We start from the raw sequence: 17931 nt of genomic DNA on the forward strand, positions 1-17931 counted from the left end.
ACATCGGACATCGGGGGCGGCTCTTTTATCGAGGATTCGGGGCGACAGTTGCCGAAACCACCAAAAACGCCTGTACGCCCGAGGCGGCCCGCTTGCGGCGGAAAACCAGTCGGGTGACAAGCAGGTGCGATTGAAAAGCTCCGGCAGTCCAACTAACATGTTAGCATGAAGACCGAGGCAAGTCCCTACTCATTTCTGTCTACGCCGGCGACGCCGACGCGTGGCAACGTCACGGTGTTCGTCACCGACACGTTGCGCCAGGCCATCGTTTCCCTCGATCTGCAGCCCGGCGAAGTCATCGACAAGGGCGCCATCTGCGAGCGGCTGGGCGTCTCCCGCTTTCCGGTCTCGGAGGCGCTGGCGCGCCTGCAGGCCGAGGGCCTGGTCGATATCCTGCCGCAGCGCGGCTCCACCGTGTCGCTGGTCCGCATCGCCGACGTGCTCGAGTACATGCTGATCCGCAAGGCACTGGAAGCCGAAGCCGTGCGCGTCGTCACCGGCAACCACAGCCCGGAGCTGATCGACACGCTGCAGCGCAATATGAGCTACCAGCGCGCCGCCGTGGAGATCGACGACCAGAACGGTTTCCACGAGCGCGATCTCGAGTTCCACGACATCATCTTCGGCGACATGCGCTTCACCAAGGTGAAGGGGGTCATCGAGAATACCCGCGCCAATCTCGACCGGGCCCGCCGCCTGATCCTCACCCCGCGCCGGCTGAGCGTTACCCTCGCCGAACATCAGAAGGTTCTCGACGGCATCACCGCCGGCGACGCCGCGGTCGCCTCGGCCGCCATGCGCGCGCACATCGACTCCGTCATGGCCGAACTCATCGCCTTCGCCGTCGAGCACGCCGAACTCTTCGCCGATGGCCAGCTGCTGCGGGAGGATCCCGCGTATTCGGCGTTTCCATTCGGATAACGCGAGCGAGTGGCGAATAGCGAGTAGCGAATAGAGGTGCTTTCTACCCCTATTCGCTATTGGCTACTCACCATTCGCTATTCCAAGGGAGAACCTCATGCTCAAAAACATCCCCCCGCTTCTCGGCCCTGACCTGCTCTACATCCTGCGCGCCATGGGCCATGGCGCCGAGATCGCCATCGTCGACGCCAACTACCCCGGCGACAGCGCCGGCCCGCAACTGGTGCGGCTCGACGGCATCAGCGCCACCGACGTGCTCGACGCCATGCTCACCGTGATGCCGCTCGATACCTTCGTCGACGAGCAGGCCTTCGGCATGGAAGTGGTCGGCGACGCCAAGAAGCGCGAGCAGACCCACAAGGATTTCGACAAGCTGATCAAAAAGCACGAGCCGGGGATGAAGCTGAGCCTGCTCGAGCGCTTCGCCTTCTACGAGCGCGTGCATGGCGCCTATGCGGTGATCCAGACCGGCGAGCGCCGGCTCTACGGCAACGTGCTCCTGAAGAAGGGCATCGTCCGTCCCGAATAGCGCGGGTCGCGGCTGATCCCGCGCCACCGAACGGATTCGACCATCGTTGGCCTCGACTCCGCGCGGGACTGGCCCTATCCCCTAGGCCAAATCTGAGGAGCACTTCATGAAACTTCTGCGCGTCGGCGCCAAGGGCGCCGAAAAGCCCGCCATCCTGCACACTGACGGGACCTATCGCGATCTCTCGTCCGTGGTGTCCGATATCAACGGCGCCTCGATCGGCGCTGCCGGTCTCGCCAAGATCAAGGCGGCCGACCATGGCAGCCTGCCGGTCCTCGACCAGGGCTCGCGCATCGGCCCCTGCGTCGGCAATGTCGGCAAGTTCATGTGCATCGGCCTCAACTATGCCGACCACGCCGCCGAGACTGGCGCTGCCATCCCGGCCGAGCCAATCCTGTTCATGAAGGCCACCAGCGCCATCATCGGCCCGAACGACGACGTGATCCTGCCCAAGAACACCCTGAAGCCCGACTGGGAAGTCGAGCTCGGCGTCATCATCGGCAAGGAAGCCAAGTATATCGAGGAGAAGGACGCGCTGGACTACGTCGCCGGCTACTGCGTGGTGAACGATCTGTCCGAGCGTCACTTCCAGACCGAGCGCGGCGGCCAGTGGACCAAGGGCAAGTCGGCCGACACCTTCGGCCCGATCGGCCCGTGGCTGGTCACCAAGGACGAGATCAAGGACGTGCAGAACCTCGGCATGTGGCTCGACGTCGATGGCCACCGCTACCAGGACGGCTCGACCAAGACCATGATCTTCGGCGTCGCCCACCTCGTCGCCTATCTCAGCCAGTTCATGAGCCTGCAGCCGGGTGACGTGATCACCACCGGCACCCCGCCGGGTGTCGGCATGGGCCAGAAGCCGGAACCAATCTGGCTGAAGCCGGGCCAGACCATGAAGCTGGGCATCGAGGGCCTCGGCGAGCAGCAGCAGAAGACCAAGGCCTACGCCGCCTGAGCTTTTCGCACTGAGTTTTGAAGGGCGTCGGTCGCAAGGCCGGCGCCCTTTGCTTTGCCTGAACCACCAATAGCTGAGTAATCGCCCCCGCGGGCAATGGACATGCGCCGCGAAATCACGTCTTTATTTCGTGCATCGCTAGTGCCTCAGAGTATCGCTGCTTTTCGAGGACACCACCGCTCCATGATGCTGCTGATCTTCGCCGTTCTGGTCCTTGCATTTGCCCTGAGCTGGTGGCGCCGGGACCTGCCTGCACGCCTTGCCATCGCGGCCTGCCTGCTGCTGTCGATCGGGCTGTTCCTGTGGGAGATCTACAGCCCCGAATACGGCTTCGCCATGCCGTGGCTGCAGGGGTGACGGGGATGAGCATCGTCAGGATCGACGCTCCTGAAACCCAGCGCCTCCTCGCCTGGGGTAATTATGCCTATCTGCTCGCCATGATGGCGGTGATCGCTGCCATCCTCACCGCCGCGATGGTGATGCAATACGCCTTTGGCGAGTTGCCCTGCCCGCTGTGCCTGTTGCAGCGCGTCGCCATGTTCGGCGTCTGCTTCGGCATCTTCATGCAGTTCCGCGGCGGCTTCTCCTACGGCAATACCGGCATCGCCATGCTGTTCGCCTTGCTGCTGCTGGTGGTGGCGGAGCGCCAGACCCTGCTCGACATCTACCCGCGCCCCGGCCACGCCTATATCGGCAGCGCCGTGTTCGGATTGCACATGCCGGTCTGGTCGATCGTCATCGGCTTCGTGCTGCTTATCGCCTTCACGATGAAGCTGGCGATCCTCGGCGGCGATCGCCACCTGGAGGCCGTGCCGGTGCGCAGCTTCCCGCGTCTCGCCATGGCCGGCACGATTGTCGGGCTCTATGTCATCGCCCTGGCAGTGATCAACCTGGCATCGGTTGCCGTGCAATGCGGCGTCGGCGAGTGCCACACCATGGGCTACGCCCTGCTCGGCTATACTGCGCCGGCGAGCTGACGATTCAAACCAGGGCAGCGGGTCATTGACCGATGGCTTCGCGCGCATTAGTTAAGTCTTGACTTAACAGATAAAGGCTGCCCTTATGCGCAAGCTGAAAATGCACCTGCATATTTCGCTGGATGGCTTTGCCTCAAACGCTGCCGGCGACTTCTCCTGGGTAACCTACAACGAGCAGATCGCGGCGCAGGCCAAGTTGCTCACCGGCAACGCCGATGCCGTGGTCTTCGGCCCCAAGACCTACAAGGGCATGCAGAGCTACTGGCCCACGGTCCCCAGCGATCCCAACGCCACCGCCGGCGAGCTTGCCCATGCCGACTGGATCGCCCGCGCCACCAAGATCGTCGTCTCGACCAGCCTTCCCGCAGCCGAAGCCGACTGGGAAATATCCCTGCTGCTGCGCGATCCGACCGAGCTCAAAGCCATCAAGCAGCAGCCTGGCGGCGATATCGTCAGCTTCGCAGTCCGGTGCTCGTGCGCTCCTGTCTCGAGCACGGCCTGATCGACGAGTTGCACCTGTTCCTCAACCCAATTCTGCTCGGCGGCGGCCAGGCGGTTTTCGCTCCGGGCGCCCAGAACAAGCTCCGCCTGCTCGATGCAACGCCGCTGCCCGATGGTGTCGTGGCCCTGGTTTACGCCTCGGCCTGACCACCATCGCAGGTCGTCGCTAGCGCCCTCGGTGTGGCGCGGCATCATTTTTCACATCGCATTGCATGGATCTGCCGCGCGATTTTCGCTGCCGGGCGCTTGCCACCAAGCACTCCGCCGAGAGTGATCGATCGTTACCGGTAACATGTTAGCATACAATGACTTTTCGGCTTCCGCAGCCGAAGTCGCGAACAGATGTAATCGATCTCATGGTGATATTTGTCATACCAGATCACCATGAGTCCGACCACCGATGCTGTTGTTTGCACTATTGACAGCAAAAAACCGCGAAACTAACGTCCCGTGGTCCTACAAATGTAGGACGAGGGGACTTTCAACATCTCGCGTCGAGGCAATCCGGTCATGACGGCCAGGACCAATGTCGTTCGGCTGAAACAACGGGGCGCGCGCCAGAAGCATGGCGCCGTGCACCTCTACGATTCCGCTGTCGAAACCCTGGTCGGGCAGATCAAGGCGTTGATCGACAAGCGCAATCTGGGGGTTGGCGACCCGCTGCCGTCGGAGCGCGAACTGGGTGAGATGTTCAGCTCTTCCCGCACCACGGTGCGCGAGGCGATGCGCATCCTCAAGGCCTATGGCGTGGTCGATGTGCGCCCCAAGGTCGGCGCGGTGATCATCGACCGGCGCATGGATGCGGTGTTCGAGCTCTATTCGTTCAACACGCTGGAACTGAGCCGGCAGACCTTCCTCGACACCCAGGGCTTCCGCCAGCTGATCGAGGTCGGCGCCGTCGACCAGCTGTTCGAGCGCGCCACCTCAGAAGATATCGTCGAGCTCCGCACCATCAACGACGCCATGCGCGAGGAGGACCAGCTCCACGTCGCCGCGCAGCACGATTTCCGCTTTCATTCCAAACTCGTCGGCATCCTGGGCAACAAGCAGGTCAACGAGATCTACCGGATCATGAAGCCGGTGATGCTCAAGATCATGGAGTCTGGGGTCAACCGCATGAAGACCCATGGCGTCAGCTTCGATGAGCATGGCGGCATCGCCGATGCGCTCGAGAGCCGCAACCGTTTTGCCTTTCAGTATCGCATGAGCCAGCACCTCGAAGCCGGTCTGGCCTTGTTCAAGGAGTAGCACCGCGCTGCGTGCCGGCGCGCATCAGGGATTGGCGACGCCGAATGGCGCGCCGCACCGGGCCGGTATCGGCCCTGACGACGGTGGACGGAAGAGGACTGCCGGACACCGACTGACCAGCGACTGCCTAGTTGTTTCAGATCGTTCTCTGGGAGGAGAAACCTATGAACGCACTACGCATTGCCTCGGCCGCCCTTGTCGGCCTCCTCGTTTCGACCAGCCTCAGCATCGCCGGACCCAAGGAAGTCTCCGGCCCCGGCGCCGACCCCACCTGCTTTGCCCCGTGGAACGCCGAGACCAAGTACTTCCAATGGGACAAACAGGAAGGCCCGTACCGCATCGCCGTGGTCAACGGCTATGTCGGCAACACCTGGCGCATCCAGATGATCAAGACCGCCAAGGCCTACGCCGAAGACCCGGCGATCAAGGACAAGATCAAGGAGTTCAAGGTCGTCTCGACCGGCACCGACGCGCCGGCCCAGCTCGGCGCCATCGAGGACTTCATCAACCAGGGCTTTGACGCCATCGTCACCATCGCGGTGTCGCCGGAAGGCTTTGACCGCGTCATCCGTCTCGCCGACCGCGAGAACGTCGTCATCGTGCCGTTCGACAACATTCTCGATACCGACGCCGTCATGATGGTCAACGAGGACCAGCTGCAGATGGGCCGCGACTGGGGCAACTTCGTGCTCAAGGAACTGGCCGCCAAGGGCAAGACCTCGGGCAAGATCCTCGAAGTCCGCGGCCTGGCCGGGAACTCGGTGGACCGCGATCGTTCGATCGGCATCCACGAGGTGTTCGACGCCACCCCCGGACCCTGGGAAATCGTCCAGGTGGTCGGCAACTGGGACGACGGCACCGCGCAGAAGGTGACCGCCGACGCACTCGCCGTGCATGGCACCTTTGACGGCGTCATCACCCAGGGCGGCTCGACCGGCACCGTACAGGCGCTGCTCGACGCCGGCCATCCGATGGTGCCGGTAGGCGGCGAAGCCGAGAACGGCTTCAGGAAGCTTGTCGCCAAGCATTCCGGCGAGGGTCTTGTCGGCCTCTCCATCGGCCAGTCGCCCGGCCTCGTCGCCATCTCGATGAAGGCGGCCATCTCGGCGCTGGAAGGCAACGTGATGCCGCAGCTCATTTCGGTGCCGCTGCCATCGGTCGACTATACCGCCCTCAAGGACGGCACCAATTTCTGGACCGACCTGCCGGACAACTTCTTCACCGTCAATGAATTCCCGCCCTGCGGCGTGAATATCTCGGGCCCGGCCATCATGGCCCAGACCGAGGAGAACGTGCAGTAGACCTCCCGCGCGTCAGCGGTGCCGGGTCCCATCGCCCGGCACCGCCTCTCCTATTCATTGGACGGCTGAGGACAAACGATGCTGGACGGTAAGGCCGCGCGGCCGTTCGCCGAATTGAGCGGTGTATCGAAATATTTCTCCGGGGCCCGGGCGCTCGAGGGCGTCGACTTTTCGTGCCGCGAAGGCTCCATCCACGCCATCCTGGGCGAGAACGGCGCCGGCAAATCCACCCTGATCAAGATCATGGCCGGCGTGGTGCAGGCGGATACCGGCACGCTCACCGTCGAAGGCACGCCGCACCGCTTCTCGCGCCCCTCCGAGGCCGCGAAAGCCGGCATCGTCTGCGTGTTCCAGGAGCTGTCGCTGCTGCCCGACCTGTCGGTCGCCGACAACATCTCGATTTCCGATCCGCCGCGCCGCTTCGGGCTGATCGATCGCCGCGCCCAGCGCGAGCGCGCCGAGGCGCTGCTGGCGCGGATCCACTGCGAGGATGTCGATCCGCGCGCCCTGATCCGCGACCTGTCCTTGTCACGCCGGCAAATGGTCGAGATCGCCAAGGCGCTCGGCAAGAATCCGAAACTGCTCATCCTCGACGAGGCGACCTCGGCACTCACCAGCCGCGACGTCGAAACCGTCTACAACGTGCTGGCCGAGCTGAAGGCCGAAGGCACCGGCATGCTGTTCATCTCGCATCGCATGCACGAGGTCGAGGCGCTCTGCGACACCCTCTCGGTGTTCCGCAACGGCCGCCACATCGAAACTTTCGACAAGGGCGCCCGCACGCAGGACGAGATCGTCAAGCTGATGATCGGCCGCGACATCGTCCACAAATTCCCGCCCAAGCCGCCGGCGCTCAGCCGCAAGCCGCATCTCGCCGTCACCGACCTCAAGTGGGAGAACCGCCTCAACGGCGTCTCGCTGTCAGTCGGCAAGGGCGAGATCGTCGGGCTGGGCGGTCTCGATGGCCAGGGCCAGAAGGAGCTGCTGCTCGCCCTGTTCGGTGTCCTCCGCGGCGTCGAGGGCAAAGTCACGGTCGGCGGCGAGGGCGGCATCCCCTCGTCCCCAGCCGATGCCAAGGGCGGCCGCAGCCGCATCGCGCTGGTGCCGGAGGATCGGAAAACCGAGGGACTGATGCTGCCCATGTCGATCGCCGACAACCTCCTCGTCGCCAGTTTCGACAAGGTCAGCCAGGGGCCGTTCATCGACCCGGCGAAGTCGCGGCAGGCGGTGGCCGACGCCATTGCCCAGCTGCAGATCAAGCTCAACAAACCCGACGACCCCGTCGCCAGCCTCTCCGGCGGTAACCAGCAGAAGGTGGTGATCGCCAAATGGCTGCTGACCAAGCCCGAGGTCATGCTGCTGAACGATCCCACCCGCGGTATCGATGTCGGCACCAAGCAGGAGCTCTACCGGCTGATGCGCGAGCTCGCCGACAAGGACACCGCGATCCTGTTCTACTCCACCGATTATGCCGAGCTGATCGGCTGCTGCGACCGTGTCGCCGTGATGTATGACGGCCGCATCGTCACCGAGTTTTCGGGCGACGCGATCACCGAGGAAGCCCTCGTCGCCGCCGCGCTCAACATCACGAGGCCCGCCGACGCGCCGGCCCGAGAGGCGGTGCCCGCATGAGCGCCGTCACCGCGACCACACCGCCGCGCGCCTCGGCGCTCGCCATGTCGATCCGCCAGAACCGCGGCTTCTACGGCGCCATCCTGCTGCTCGCCGCACTCTACCTCGTCTACAACTTCATCCATCCGCGCGGCTTTTCCACCAACGTCTTCATCGCCAACACCAATGAGTCGGTGGCCCTCGCCTTCGTTGCCATGGCGCAGGCCATGACGGTGATCGTCGGCGGCCTCGACCTGTCGGTCGGCGCGGTGATGACCCTCACCAGCTGCATCGCCAGCGAACTGGTGCGGGGCGAGCCCTGGCAGATCATCCTTGGCTGCATCGTTTCGGTCGCCGCCGGCGCCGGCTTCGGCCTCGTCAACGGCCTCGTCATCGTCTACGGCCGCCTGCAGCCGATCATCGCGACGCTCGCCACCGGCGCCGTCGCCATCGGCCTTGCCCTGTTGATCCGTCCGCAACCCGGCGGCGAGGTCGATCTCGATCTCAACTGGGCCGTCACCAACTCGATCAAGGATCTGGCCGAGACCTACCATCTGTTCGAGGACGGCGAGGCCGCCTGGCTGCAGCCCATCGCCTGGGTGCCGGTGCCGCTGCTGATCCTCGTCATCATCACCGCGGCGGTGTGGATCCCGTTCCGCCGCACCGTCACCGGCCGCACCCTCTATGCCATCGGCTCATCCGAAGGCGCCGCTTACATGTCCGGCCTGCCGATCAATCGCGCCAAGCTCTGGGCCTTCACCCTCGCCGGGTTCTTTGCCGGCTGCGCCGGGCTCTATCTCGCCATCCAGACCGGCTCCGGCAACGCTGACATCCCGCAGGCTGGCGCCTACACACTCAACTCCATCGCCGCCGTGGTGCTGGGCGGCATCTCGCTGCTCGGTGGCGTCGGCACGGTGATCGGCGCCTTGATCGGTGCGCTGATCCTGCGCGCCATCTCGTTCTACTTCCGCATCCTCTCGATCGATCCGCTGCTGCAGCCGCTGGTCGAAGGTGTGGTGCTGCTCGCTGCCGTCAGCCTCGGTGCCATCCGCACACTGCGGGTGAAGAACCGTCTCGAACTCTTCAGGTAGGACCGGACCCATGGCCAATGACCTCACCCTGCCCCGCCTGAAATCCGACGATCTGCCGATCGTCATCTCCGCCGGCTTCGTGCTGGTGATCCTGGCGCTCGGCTCGGTCTACACCGTGGCAACGCTCGGCACGATGCCGCTGCTGAGCCCCAATTACCTGCTCACCCAGCTGCAGACCGGCGCCTTTCTCGGCATCGTCGCGGCCGGGATGATGATGGTGATCCTCCTCGGTCACATCGATCTCAGTGTCCCCTGGACCATGACTGCCGCCGCCATGATGGCGACCACCGTCGGTGGCCCCGCCGCCATCCCCACCGGTCTCGCCATCGGCCTCCTGGTCGGGCTGTTCAACGGCTTCGGCGTCGCTTACCTCCGCATCCCCTCGATGATCTTCACCCTTGGCGTCGACTCCGTCATGCGCGGCCTGATGATCGCTCATACCGGCGGCTTCGCCCCGCAGGATTCGGCCACGCCGCTGATGCGCTACCTCGCCGCCGACAAGATCCTCGGCATCCCCGTCGCCATCTTCGTCTGGGCCGCCGTCTCCATCGTCATTGCTGCGATTTTGAGCCGCACCGCCTTCGGCAAGGCCATCTACGCCACCGGCAACCGCGAGGCGGCGTCGTATCTCAGCGGTATCCGCACCCGCTGGGTGATCGTCGGCGCCTTCGTCATCTCCGGTCTCTGCGCCGCGCTCGCCGGCCTGCTGCTCGCCGGCTATTCGGCCAAGGCCTACCAGGGCATGGGCAATGCCTACCTGCTGCCGGCCATCGCCGCCGTGGTGATCGGCGGCACCCACATCCTCGGCGGCCGCGGCCGCTTCATCGGCACCGTGGTCGGGGTGATCCTCATCGTCTTGCTCAACTCGGTGCTGTCGATCATGCAGATGCCCGAGGCCGGCCGGCAGATCATCTATGGCCTCGTCATCATCATCATGCTGCTGGTCTACGGCCGGACGGCAAAGGTAACGAGTTAAGCGGCCAGCACTGCATGCAGGTGCTCCGGCAAGCTCTCGCGCTGCCAGTCCATCTCGGCGGCTGCGCCCGCCGCCTTTCGCGCATAACGTGCGGCATGTGGTGCGTGCGATGCGACGTGGGCTGTCGCCGCAGCGTGTCCGGCTGCCCGCGCGGCCGCAACCGCTGTGGCATCGCTTGCCGTTCGGGCCGCCGCATGCGCCGCAAAAGCTGCCGCGCGGGCCTCGACCATCGGCAACTCACCCCGCACCCAGGCGCGGGCCGCCGCGATGGCCTCGCGCGGTCGCGGGTCGTCGGGACAATCCCGTTCGAATCTCTCGAGCACATGCTCGGCGCAATCGGCCGCCCATGACGCCAGCAGCCGGTGATCAGCGTCGCTGTACCGCATCAGGGCCGTCGGGCGATCAGGTCGATCTCCACGAGGGCCCCCACCGCCAGGGCAGTGACGCCGACCGTGGTGCGGGCCGGCAGCTTTCCGACCTCGAAGAAGCTCGGCCACATCGCATTGAGCGCCGCATAGTCGCGCTGGAACTCGGTGAGATAGATGCGCGCCATCGTCACATGCTCGAGCCCGAGCCCGATACCGCCGAGGATCAGTTTCAGGTTGTCGATCACTCGGCGCGTCTGCGCCTCGATCCCCTCCGGCAACGGCGCGTCGGGCGCCGCCGGGTCGGTCGGCATTTGCCCGGTGATGAACACGAAGCCACCGGCTTCGACCGCGTGGCTGAACGGCGCTACCGGCTGTGGCCCGCTGGAAATCATGTGATGGATGGGCAGCGACATCGCTTATTCCTGCTGTCTTTGCTGCCCGCTCGCCCCCACGGCCCCGAGGCCAGCAGAGACGGCTTAGCACGTTCACGCACAGTTCATGCACCCCTCTTCAAATAGACGCAAAGCGGGCGCCCATGGCGGCTGGTGGTGCCAGGCCATTCATGACACGCTGCAGCGTGGGGCTTGGGGCTCCACGCCTTATCCCAGGGGAGCTTCCAGGAGCCAATGTTCGAATTTCTTCACTCCATCTCGACCTGGCTCGAGCTGTTCCTGCAGGGCATTTCCGACAATTTCTGGCTCTCGATGCTGTTCATCTTCCTCGTCTGCATCGGCGAAGCGGTGTTCATCCTCGGCCTGCTGGTGCCCTCGCTCCCCATCCTGCTGCTGACCGGCGGCCTGATCGCGCAAGGCAGCCTGCCGTTCTGGCCGATCTTCTTTGCCGCGGTGCTCGGCGCCATTATCGGGGACGCCATTTCCTACACCGTCGGCTACCTGCTCAAGGACAAGATCCGAACGGTCTGGCCGTTCAAGAACCACCTGAAGCTGATCGACCAGGGTGAGGTGTTCTTCGCCCGCCATGGTGGCAAAGCCATCTTCATCGGCCGCTTCATCACCGGCGTGAAAGCCGTCATCCCCGGCGTCGCTGGCATGATGAGCATGCCCTACCGGCACTTCTCGGTGATCAACGTCATCTCCGCTTTCGTCTGGGCGGCCGTGCACATCCTGCCCGGCGTGCTGCTCACCGGCTGGCTCAAATCCATTGGGCTGAGCCTTGAGATGGTGATCATCGTCGGCGCGATCGTCTTGACCGTCGCCTTCCTCGTCGTCCACTTCTGGAAGCGCATTCTCCTCGTCTTCGCCCCCTTCATGGGCGAGTTCGGCCGCTCGCTGCAGGCCCGCTGGCAGAAGCCCGAGGCCGGGCACTAGCTGTCATCTGGCTCTCACGTCGGCCCGCTATTGAGGGCCGATGCTTGAGATTTTCACTGCGCTCACCGGCTGGCTGGAGATGGTGCTCGAAACCATCTCGGGCAATTTCTGGCTCAGCCTGTGGTTCATCTTCCTCGTCGCCGCCACCGAGGCGGTGTTCATCCTCGGCCTCTTCATCCCTTCGACCCCGGTGCTGCTGCTGGCCGGCGGGCTGATCGCGCAAGGCAAGCTTCCCTTCTGGGAGATCTACCTTGCGGCGGTGGTCGGCGCTGTGGTCGGTGATGCGATCTCCTACACGCTCGGCTTCTGGCTCAAGGATCGGATCAAGACGCTCTGGCCGTTCCGTAACCACCTGCCGCTGATCGCCCGCGGCGAAGCCTTCTTCGCCCGGCATGGCGGCAAGTCGGTGTTCATCGGTCGCTTCATCCCGGGGGTGAAGGCCGTTGTCCCCGGCATTGCCGGCATGTTCGGCATGAACTACCGGCACTTTTCCATCATCAACGTCACCTCGGCTTTCGTCTGGGCCGCGGCGCATATCCTGCCCGGCATGCTGCTCTCGGCCTGGCTGAAATCCATGGGGCTCAGCCTCGAGCTGGTGATCATCGTCGGCGCACTGGTGCTGGTCGTGCTGTTCCTGCTGCTGCACAACTGGCGGGCGATCCTGCTGGCCGCCGCACCCTACCTCGGCCGTTTCGGACAGACCATCGAGGCGCGCTGGCGGAAGGGCGAGGCAGAGCACTAACTGCCACTTGCGCCGCGCGCGCATGAGGTCGAATATTGACTCATGCTGCACATCCCACGTCGGCTCGCTTCGATCCTGTTGCGCCTCTTGCTGGGGCTGATGCTGCTGCTCGCATCAGGCGTCGCCTTTGCCGATGACGCTGCCGACCGCGCCGCCATCGATAAGCTGTTCGCGCAGTTGCGCGTGGCGCCGGATGCTGAGACTGCGCAGGCGATCGATGCACAGATCTGGACCTACTGGACCACTCCGTCCGATCCGATCCTCGCCGGCCGGATGCGGGAGGTGCTGACCGCCCGCGGCATGGGCGACGCGGCGGGCGCGCTGCGGCTGCTCGACAAGCTGATCGCCGACTACCCTGATTATGCCGAAGGCTGGAACCAGCGGGCCACCATCTACTACATGCTGGGTGAGTTCGACGCCTCGATCGCCGATTGCGAAAAGGTGCTGGCGATCGAGCCCCGCCACTTCGGCGCCCTTTCCGGGCGCGCCCTGATGTACCTGCAACTGGGCAAGCGCGCCCTGGCGCTCAAGGACATGGCCGCCGCCCTGGCGGTGCACCCGTTCCTCAGCGAACGGCGACTGTTCCCCGAACTCGGTGAGCCGATGACGCAGATCTGACCCGCGCCCGCCGCCTCTTCCGCCAGCCAGCTTCCACCCCATATGACATGGACCACCGGCGCTCACCCGCCGCTGCACTGAAAGGTTTGCGATGTCTGACGAACTAACGGTCGAGCACGAAGAAGCCAACGGGCGTGGCCGCTACGTGGTCTACCTCCCCGACGGCTCGGAAGCCGAAATGACCTACCAGCGCCGCGATGCCAAGACGATCATCGCCGATCATACCGGCGTGCCGCCGCAGCACCGCAATCTCGGGCTGGCGCTGAAGCTGGTGGAAACCGCCATCGCCGACGCCCGCACCACCGGCAGCAAGATCGTGCCGGTCTGCTCTTATGTCGTGACGCAGTTCCGCCGCCGCCCCGAATGGGCCGACCTCCGGGCCTGAGCCCGCGGTAACGGCCTCCCGGCCCCGCCGCCCACGAGTGGCATTTTAGTCAAATGCTAACCATCCCAGCGCTTCTGAGCGAGCGCCGAGGCAACCACTAGCCCGCTGCGACGCTTTCCTGTTCCCTAAGGAATTGGAAACCATGCGCCTCGCGCTCGCTGTCCTCGCATTCGCTCTCGTCTGCCTCCCCGCTCACGCGCAGGAGGCATTGAGCGTGCCGATCCCGCCGCTCACCGCCGAGGCGATAAACTCGGCCGACATTTCTGCCATCCCTCAGCTCTACGCGCCGCCCGCCGAACCCATCGATCCTGCCATGCCGGCGAACCGTCATCCCGACCCGTCCGTCGTCCGCCTGCAGGTGCTGCTCGATCGGGCGGGCGCCTCGCCCGGCGTCATCGACGGCTTCGATGGCGACAATGTCCGCAAAGCCGTGCTGGCCTTCGAGCTGATGCGCGGCCTGCCGCCCGACGGGGCACTCGACCCCGAGGTGCTCTCGGCGCTCGAAACCGGCGGTCCGGTGATCGGCGATTACGCCATCATCGCCGATGACCTCAACGCCATCGGCGAGCCGATCCCCAGGGACTATGCCGAGCAGGCGAAGCGCAAATTCCTCGGTTACGCCTCGATCGAGGAATCGCTGGCCGAGCGCTTCCACATGGATATCGATCTCCTGAAGGCCCTCAATCCCGGCGCCGGCTACACCGTCGGCGCGCCGGTCTATGTCGCCGCCTACGGCCCCGATCTCGAGGGTGAGGTCGTGCGTATCGAGGCCGACAAGTCGCTGCGCCAGGTTCGCGCCTATGGCGCCGACGATCGCCTGATCGCCGCCTATCCCGCCACCATCGGCTCGGAGGAGAACCCCTCTCCATCGGGTACTCACATCGTGGAAGGCGTCGCCCCGATGCCCGAATACACCTACAACCCGAAGATCAATTTTCAGCAGGGCGAGAATACCGAGGTGCTCACCATCCCGCCTGGTCCGAACGGTCCGGTCGGCTCGATGTGGATCGACCTGAGCGAACCGACCTTCGGCATCCACGGCACGCCCGTGCCCTCCCTCATCGACAAGACAGGCTCGCATGGCTGCGTGCGGCTGACCAACTGGGATGCCAACGAACTGGCGAAAATGGTGAAGCCCGGCGTCCCCGTCGACTTCGTCGGTTGATAGGTGGGTGGTGCCAGCCCGCACCTCGTCACGAGGCAACCGATCCTGCCCCGAAACATTGGTCTATTGGAAGGAGAAGGCCAATGCTGAAACAAAGCACCGATATCAAGAGCTTCTTCGAAGCCTATGCCAAGCGCAGCAACGATGCGCTGCAGGATCCACCGGTCGAGGATGTCGACGGCACGGTTGGGAGTTTTGCGCCTTACCTGGTCGAGTCGAGCCCGCAGGGCGTGATGGGCGGCGCCAACGACGCCGCGTTCAAGAAGCTGATCGGCCAGGGCTTTGCCAAGTACCGCGAGGTCGGTGGCACTGCCATGCGGGTCACCGGCGTCAAGGTGACCGAGCTCGACGACGCCAACGCCATGGCGACGGTCGACTGGGAGTTCGACTACAAGCGGAAGACAGACGGCAAAGCCGGCACCGTCGGCTTCACCAACCGCTACTTCCTCAACCTCGCCGGCGATACGCCGAAAATCTTCGCCTACATCACGCCCGACGAGCAGCAGGCGATGCAGGAGCATGGGTTGATCTGACAGGCCAGTCGGCAGTCGGCAGTCGGCAGTCGGGAAGCCCTGCCACCGAACACCTATCTCTGCAACACGATTGCCGACTGCCTATTGCCGACTGCCGATTTCACGCCAGAAAATCCCGCACCGCCAGCAGTTCCTCGCGACGGATTTCGTGGCCGCCTTCGTGCCAGAACAGCGTCACCTCGGCGCCCTGCTCCTTGAAATAGGTCGCAAGCAACTCCGCCGAATGCACCGGCGCAATCGGGTCGCGGCGGCCGGCGGTGATGATGATCCGTTTCCCCTTCAATCCAGACTGCGGCTTGGGGGTAAACGGGATCAGAGGGTGCATCAGCACAGCGACGTCGAACTGCTCCGGCGCCTCGAACAAGACCGAGGCGAGAATGTTGGCCCCGTTCGAGTAGCCGAGCCCGAGCACTTGTTTCGCATTCCCTTTGCTGGCGCCGACAAAGCCCGCAAGCTTTCTGGTGGCCCGCGCCAGGTCCGCCATGTCGTAGCGGCCCTCGCCGACGCGCTTGAAGTAGCGCAGGGCCCCGCCTTCGGAGACGTCGCCGCGCACCCCGATGCGGCGCGCCCCGGGCTTCAGCTCCGCCGCGAGATCGGTGAACTGATGTTCGTCGCCGCCGGTGCCGTGCAACAGGTAGAAGGCCGGCGCATCCGAGGATGCGCCGGGGATATCCACGTTGACGTAGCTGTCGATCGTCTCGGCCATCATGCCGCTTCCTTTTCTTCGAGCGGCTGCAGCGTCTGCTCCAGCGTGCTCCTGAGGTGCTCATGCTGCCTGGGCAGCTTCAGCGTTTCACCCAGATGCGCGGTATCCTCGTCGCGGTCGAAGCCGGGTTCGTTCGTCGCGATTTCGAACAGCACGCCACCCGGGGTCCGGAAGTAGATCGCCCAGAAGTAGTCCCGGTCGATCACCGGCGTTACCTGGTACCCGGTGTCCAGCAGGGCCTTGCGCACTTCGAGCTGCGCCGCGCGGTTCTCCACGGCGAAGGCGATGTGGTGCACCGAACCGGCACCGAGATCAGCCCGGTTGGCATCGGGCAGCACCTCGATGTCGATGGTGTTGGCCGGATTGCCATCCGGCCGGATCAGCCGATGAGTGTTCCCCGAGTTTTCGGCGTTCTCATAGCCCATGAACTTCAGCAGTTCCTCGGTGGCGCCGCCGTCGCGCAGCCGCAGCGACGCCGAATGAAAGCCGCGGATCGCCTGCTCGGCATCGACGCCATTGCCGGTCCAAGGCAGCCGGGCATCGGCCGCATTCTCGACCAGCGCCAGCGCATCGCCTTCCGGAGCCCTGAAGCTCAGCCTCTTCTCGCCAAAGCTCTCGGAGAGTTCGAGATCACCAACGCGATCGGCGGCGAGCCGCTCCTGCCAGTAGCCGAGCGAACCCTCAGGCACCGAAAAGACCGTGGTGCCGACCTCGCCGACGCCGGGCCGGCCGCGGGCGATATGGGGGAACGGGAAATGCGTCATCACCGTGCCGGGCGTGCCGACTTCATCACCGTAATAGAGGTGATAGACGTCGGGCGCGTCGAAATTGACGGTCTGCTTCACCCGGCGCAGGCCGAGCGTCTTGGAAAAGAAGTGGTTGTTCTCGGCCGCATCGCGCGCCATCGAGGTGACGTGGTGCAGGCCCTTGATCTGAGTGATCATCGCTAACTCCTGTGTCGGCTCTTGCCGGTCGTTTCCGGCGTCGGCCCTTGCCGATCGCTGCACTAGAGATAGGGCACCGGCATTCACTCGAATAGCGCACCATCAACGCAAGGCATTGTTTGATCCGATCGAACAATCTCACCTTACCTGGTGTTCACTTGACCGACCCGATCGGCCTCGGCTAAATCTTGACTATGGAAGTCATAAATAGATCGCTCGAGCGGATCCGGCTCGAAACCCGCATCCGCATTCTCGACGTCGTCTCGGTCGTCGACCTCACCCCCCACATGCGCCGCATCCGGCTCACTGGTCCCGAACTCGAGGGTTTTCAATCCCCGGGTCATGCCGACCACATCAAGGTCTTTCTCCCCTCCGACGGCAAGCCGCTGCCGCGCCCCGAGCGCCATCCCGATGGCCTCGTCTGGCCCGACGAGGTGGCAAAACCCTTCGTGCGCGAATACACGCCGCGCTATTTCGATGCCGAGACGCTGACCCTCGACCTCGATTTCGTGCTGCATGGTAATGGCCCGGCCGCGGGCTGGGCGGCGGCCGCCAGGCCCGGCGACCAGCTGATGATCGGCGGTCCGCGCGGCAGCATCCGCGTCCCCGAGGCCTTCGACTGGTACTTCATTGCCGGCGACGAAACCGCGCTGCCGGCCATCGGCCGCCGCATCGAGGAACTGCCGGCCAACAAGCCCGCCATCGCCATCATCGAAGTGCCCGAGGCCGCCGACGAGCAGCGTTTCGAGACCGGCTCGCCGGTGGAAATCCACTGGATCCATCGCAACGGCCGCGAGGCCGGCGCCGACAACCTGATCCTGCCCGCGGTCGCCGAAATCGGCTTCCCCGCCGGCGTAGGGTTCGCCTTCGTCGCCGGTGAAGCGCAGATGGCCAAGGCACTGCGCCACCACCTCGTCGCCCGCGGCTTCAACAACGACTACATCCGCGCCGCCGGTTACTGGCTGCGGGGTGAAGCGGGGGACTGAAGTCGCGTAGCGTACTCGAGGCCGGTGCGGGCTGACCCCCACC

The 17931-nt window shown here is 64.7% G+C and carries 23 protein-coding genes; 19 read left to right on the top strand and 4 right to left on the bottom strand.

Features of this window, described 5'->3' with window-relative positions:
* The first annotated feature begins 165 nt into the window (after window positions 1-165).
* The 12 genes from VW23_RS26825 (at window position 166) to VW23_RS26870 (ending at window position 10113) form a co-directional block, all read left to right on the top strand.
* Entirely contained in the window at window positions 166-921 is a 756-nt protein-coding gene (locus VW23_RS26825; protein ID WP_069912535.1) for a GntR family transcriptional regulator, read from the top strand.
* A gap of 97 nt (window positions 922-1018) precedes the next feature.
* A complete protein-coding gene (locus tag VW23_RS26830; RefSeq protein WP_069912536.1) occupies window positions 1019-1450 on the top strand; it encodes an RbsD/FucU family protein in 432 nt (143 codons plus the stop codon).
* A gap of 106 nt (window positions 1451-1556) precedes the next feature.
* Window positions 1557-2408, top strand: a complete 852-nt coding sequence (locus tag VW23_RS26835; RefSeq protein WP_069912537.1) for a fumarylacetoacetate hydrolase family protein — start codon at window positions 1557-1559, stop codon at window positions 2406-2408.
* A 183-nt stretch (window positions 2409-2591) separates the two neighbouring features.
* Entirely contained in the window at window positions 2592-2765 is a 174-nt protein-coding gene (locus VW23_RS29220; RefSeq protein WP_176730502.1) for a hypothetical protein, read from the top strand.
* Between the two features lie 5 nt (window positions 2766-2770).
* Window positions 2771-3385 carry a disulfide bond formation protein B gene (locus tag VW23_RS26840; RefSeq protein ID WP_069912538.1) on the top strand — a complete coding sequence of 205 codons (615 nt, stop codon included), beginning with the start codon at window positions 2771-2773 and terminating at the stop codon, window positions 3383-3385.
* Between the two features lie 85 nt (window positions 3386-3470).
* On the top strand, window positions 3471-3887 hold the full coding sequence (locus tag VW23_RS28770) for a dihydrofolate reductase family protein (RefSeq protein ID WP_141728516.1): 417 nt from the start codon (window positions 3471-3473) through the stop codon (window positions 3885-3887).
* On the top strand, window positions 3860-4033 hold the full coding sequence (locus tag VW23_RS29225) for a dihydrofolate reductase family protein (protein WP_176730503.1): 174 nt from the start codon (window positions 3860-3862) through the stop codon (window positions 4031-4033). The genes VW23_RS28770 and VW23_RS29225 overlap by 28 nt, the downstream gene beginning before the upstream one ends.
* Before the next feature lie 363 nt (window positions 4034-4396).
* Window positions 4397-5134 carry a FadR/GntR family transcriptional regulator gene (locus VW23_RS26850; RefSeq protein ID WP_084646523.1) on the top strand — a complete coding sequence of 246 codons (738 nt, stop codon included), beginning with the start codon at window positions 4397-4399 and terminating at the stop codon, window positions 5132-5134.
* Between the two features lie 164 nt (window positions 5135-5298).
* The gene (locus tag VW23_RS26855) at window positions 5299-6435 is read left to right on the top strand and encodes a sugar ABC transporter substrate-binding protein (RefSeq protein ID WP_069912539.1); all 1137 of its coding nucleotides are present in this window, start codon (window positions 5299-5301) and stop codon (window positions 6433-6435) included.
* A 78-nt stretch (window positions 6436-6513) separates the two neighbouring features.
* Window positions 6514-8067: a sugar ABC transporter ATP-binding protein gene (locus VW23_RS26860; protein WP_069912540.1), complete on the top strand. Its 1554-nt coding sequence runs from the start codon at window positions 6514-6516 to the stop codon at window positions 8065-8067.
* Window positions 8064-9137: an ABC transporter permease gene (locus VW23_RS26865; RefSeq protein ID WP_069912541.1), complete on the top strand. Its 1074-nt coding sequence runs from the start codon at window positions 8064-8066 to the stop codon at window positions 9135-9137. The genes VW23_RS26860 and VW23_RS26865 overlap by 4 nt, the downstream gene beginning before the upstream one ends.
* 10 nt (window positions 9138-9147) lie before the next feature.
* Window positions 9148-10113, top strand: coding sequence for an ABC transporter permease (locus tag VW23_RS26870; RefSeq protein ID WP_069912542.1), 966 nt, complete (start codon window positions 9148-9150; stop codon window positions 10111-10113).
* On the opposite strand, the gene VW23_RS26875 is transcribed toward VW23_RS26870, so the two are convergent.
* Window positions 10110-10499 (bottom strand): putative immunity protein, encoded by a 390-nt coding sequence (locus tag VW23_RS26875; RefSeq protein WP_069912543.1) that lies wholly within the window; start codon window positions 10497-10499, stop codon window positions 10110-10112. The two genes, VW23_RS26870 and VW23_RS26875, sit on opposite strands and share 4 nt — an antisense overlap.
* Window positions 10499-10873, bottom strand: a complete 375-nt coding sequence (locus tag VW23_RS26880) for a RidA family protein (protein ID WP_069912553.1) — start codon at window positions 10871-10873, stop codon at window positions 10499-10501. The genes VW23_RS26875 and VW23_RS26880 overlap by 1 nt, the downstream gene beginning before the upstream one ends.
* 234 nt (window positions 10874-11107) lie before the next feature.
* Between VW23_RS26880 and VW23_RS26885 the strand changes: the two genes are divergently transcribed.
* From VW23_RS26885 to VW23_RS26910, 6 genes are all read left to right on the top strand, one after another.
* Window positions 11108-11809, top strand: coding sequence for a DedA family protein (locus VW23_RS26885; protein ID WP_069912544.1), 702 nt, complete (start codon window positions 11108-11110; stop codon window positions 11807-11809).
* 40 nt (window positions 11810-11849) lie between these two features.
* Complete coding sequence (locus VW23_RS26890) at window positions 11850-12551, top strand: DedA family protein (RefSeq protein ID WP_069912545.1); 702 nt, start codon at window positions 11850-11852, stop codon at window positions 12549-12551.
* A 42-nt stretch (window positions 12552-12593) separates the two neighbouring features.
* Window positions 12594-13169, top strand: coding sequence for a tetratricopeptide repeat protein (locus tag VW23_RS26895; RefSeq protein ID WP_084646524.1), 576 nt, complete (start codon window positions 12594-12596; stop codon window positions 13167-13169).
* 91 nt (window positions 13170-13260) lie between these two features.
* Window positions 13261-13554 carry a GNAT family N-acetyltransferase gene (locus VW23_RS26900; protein ID WP_069912546.1) on the top strand — a complete coding sequence of 98 codons (294 nt, stop codon included), beginning with the start codon at window positions 13261-13263 and terminating at the stop codon, window positions 13552-13554.
* A 142-nt stretch (window positions 13555-13696) separates the two neighbouring features.
* Window positions 13697-14719 (top strand): L,D-transpeptidase family protein, encoded by a 1023-nt coding sequence (locus VW23_RS26905; RefSeq protein WP_084646525.1) that lies wholly within the window; start codon window positions 13697-13699, stop codon window positions 14717-14719.
* A gap of 83 nt (window positions 14720-14802) precedes the next feature.
* A complete protein-coding gene (locus VW23_RS26910) occupies window positions 14803-15252 on the top strand; it encodes a hypothetical protein (protein ID WP_069912548.1) in 450 nt (149 codons plus the stop codon).
* Between the two features lie 100 nt (window positions 15253-15352).
* Here the strand turns inward: VW23_RS26910 and VW23_RS26915 are convergent, their stop codons facing one another.
* Both VW23_RS26915 and VW23_RS26920 read right to left on the bottom strand, forming a co-directional pair.
* On the bottom strand, window positions 15353-15958 hold the full coding sequence (locus VW23_RS26915) for an alpha/beta hydrolase (RefSeq protein ID WP_069912549.1): 606 nt from the start codon (window positions 15956-15958) through the stop codon (window positions 15353-15355).
* Window positions 15958-16902 carry a VOC family protein gene (locus tag VW23_RS26920; protein ID WP_069912550.1) on the bottom strand — a complete coding sequence of 315 codons (945 nt, stop codon included), beginning with the start codon at window positions 16900-16902 and terminating at the stop codon, window positions 15958-15960. Before VW23_RS26920 ends, VW23_RS26915 begins: the two co-directional genes overlap by 1 nt.
* A gap of 194 nt (window positions 16903-17096) precedes the next feature.
* Here VW23_RS26920 and VW23_RS26925 point away from each other — a divergent pair, with 194 nt between their 5' ends.
* The gene (locus tag VW23_RS26925) at window positions 17097-17888 is read left to right on the top strand and encodes a siderophore-interacting protein (RefSeq protein ID WP_069912551.1); all 792 of its coding nucleotides are present in this window, start codon (window positions 17097-17099) and stop codon (window positions 17886-17888) included.
* Window positions 17889-17931 lie beyond the last annotated feature (43 nt).

The sequence above is a fragment of the Devosia insulae DS-56 genome, assembly GCF_000970465.2.
GTDB lineage: Bacteria > Pseudomonadota > Alphaproteobacteria > Rhizobiales > Devosiaceae > Devosia_A > Devosia_A insulae.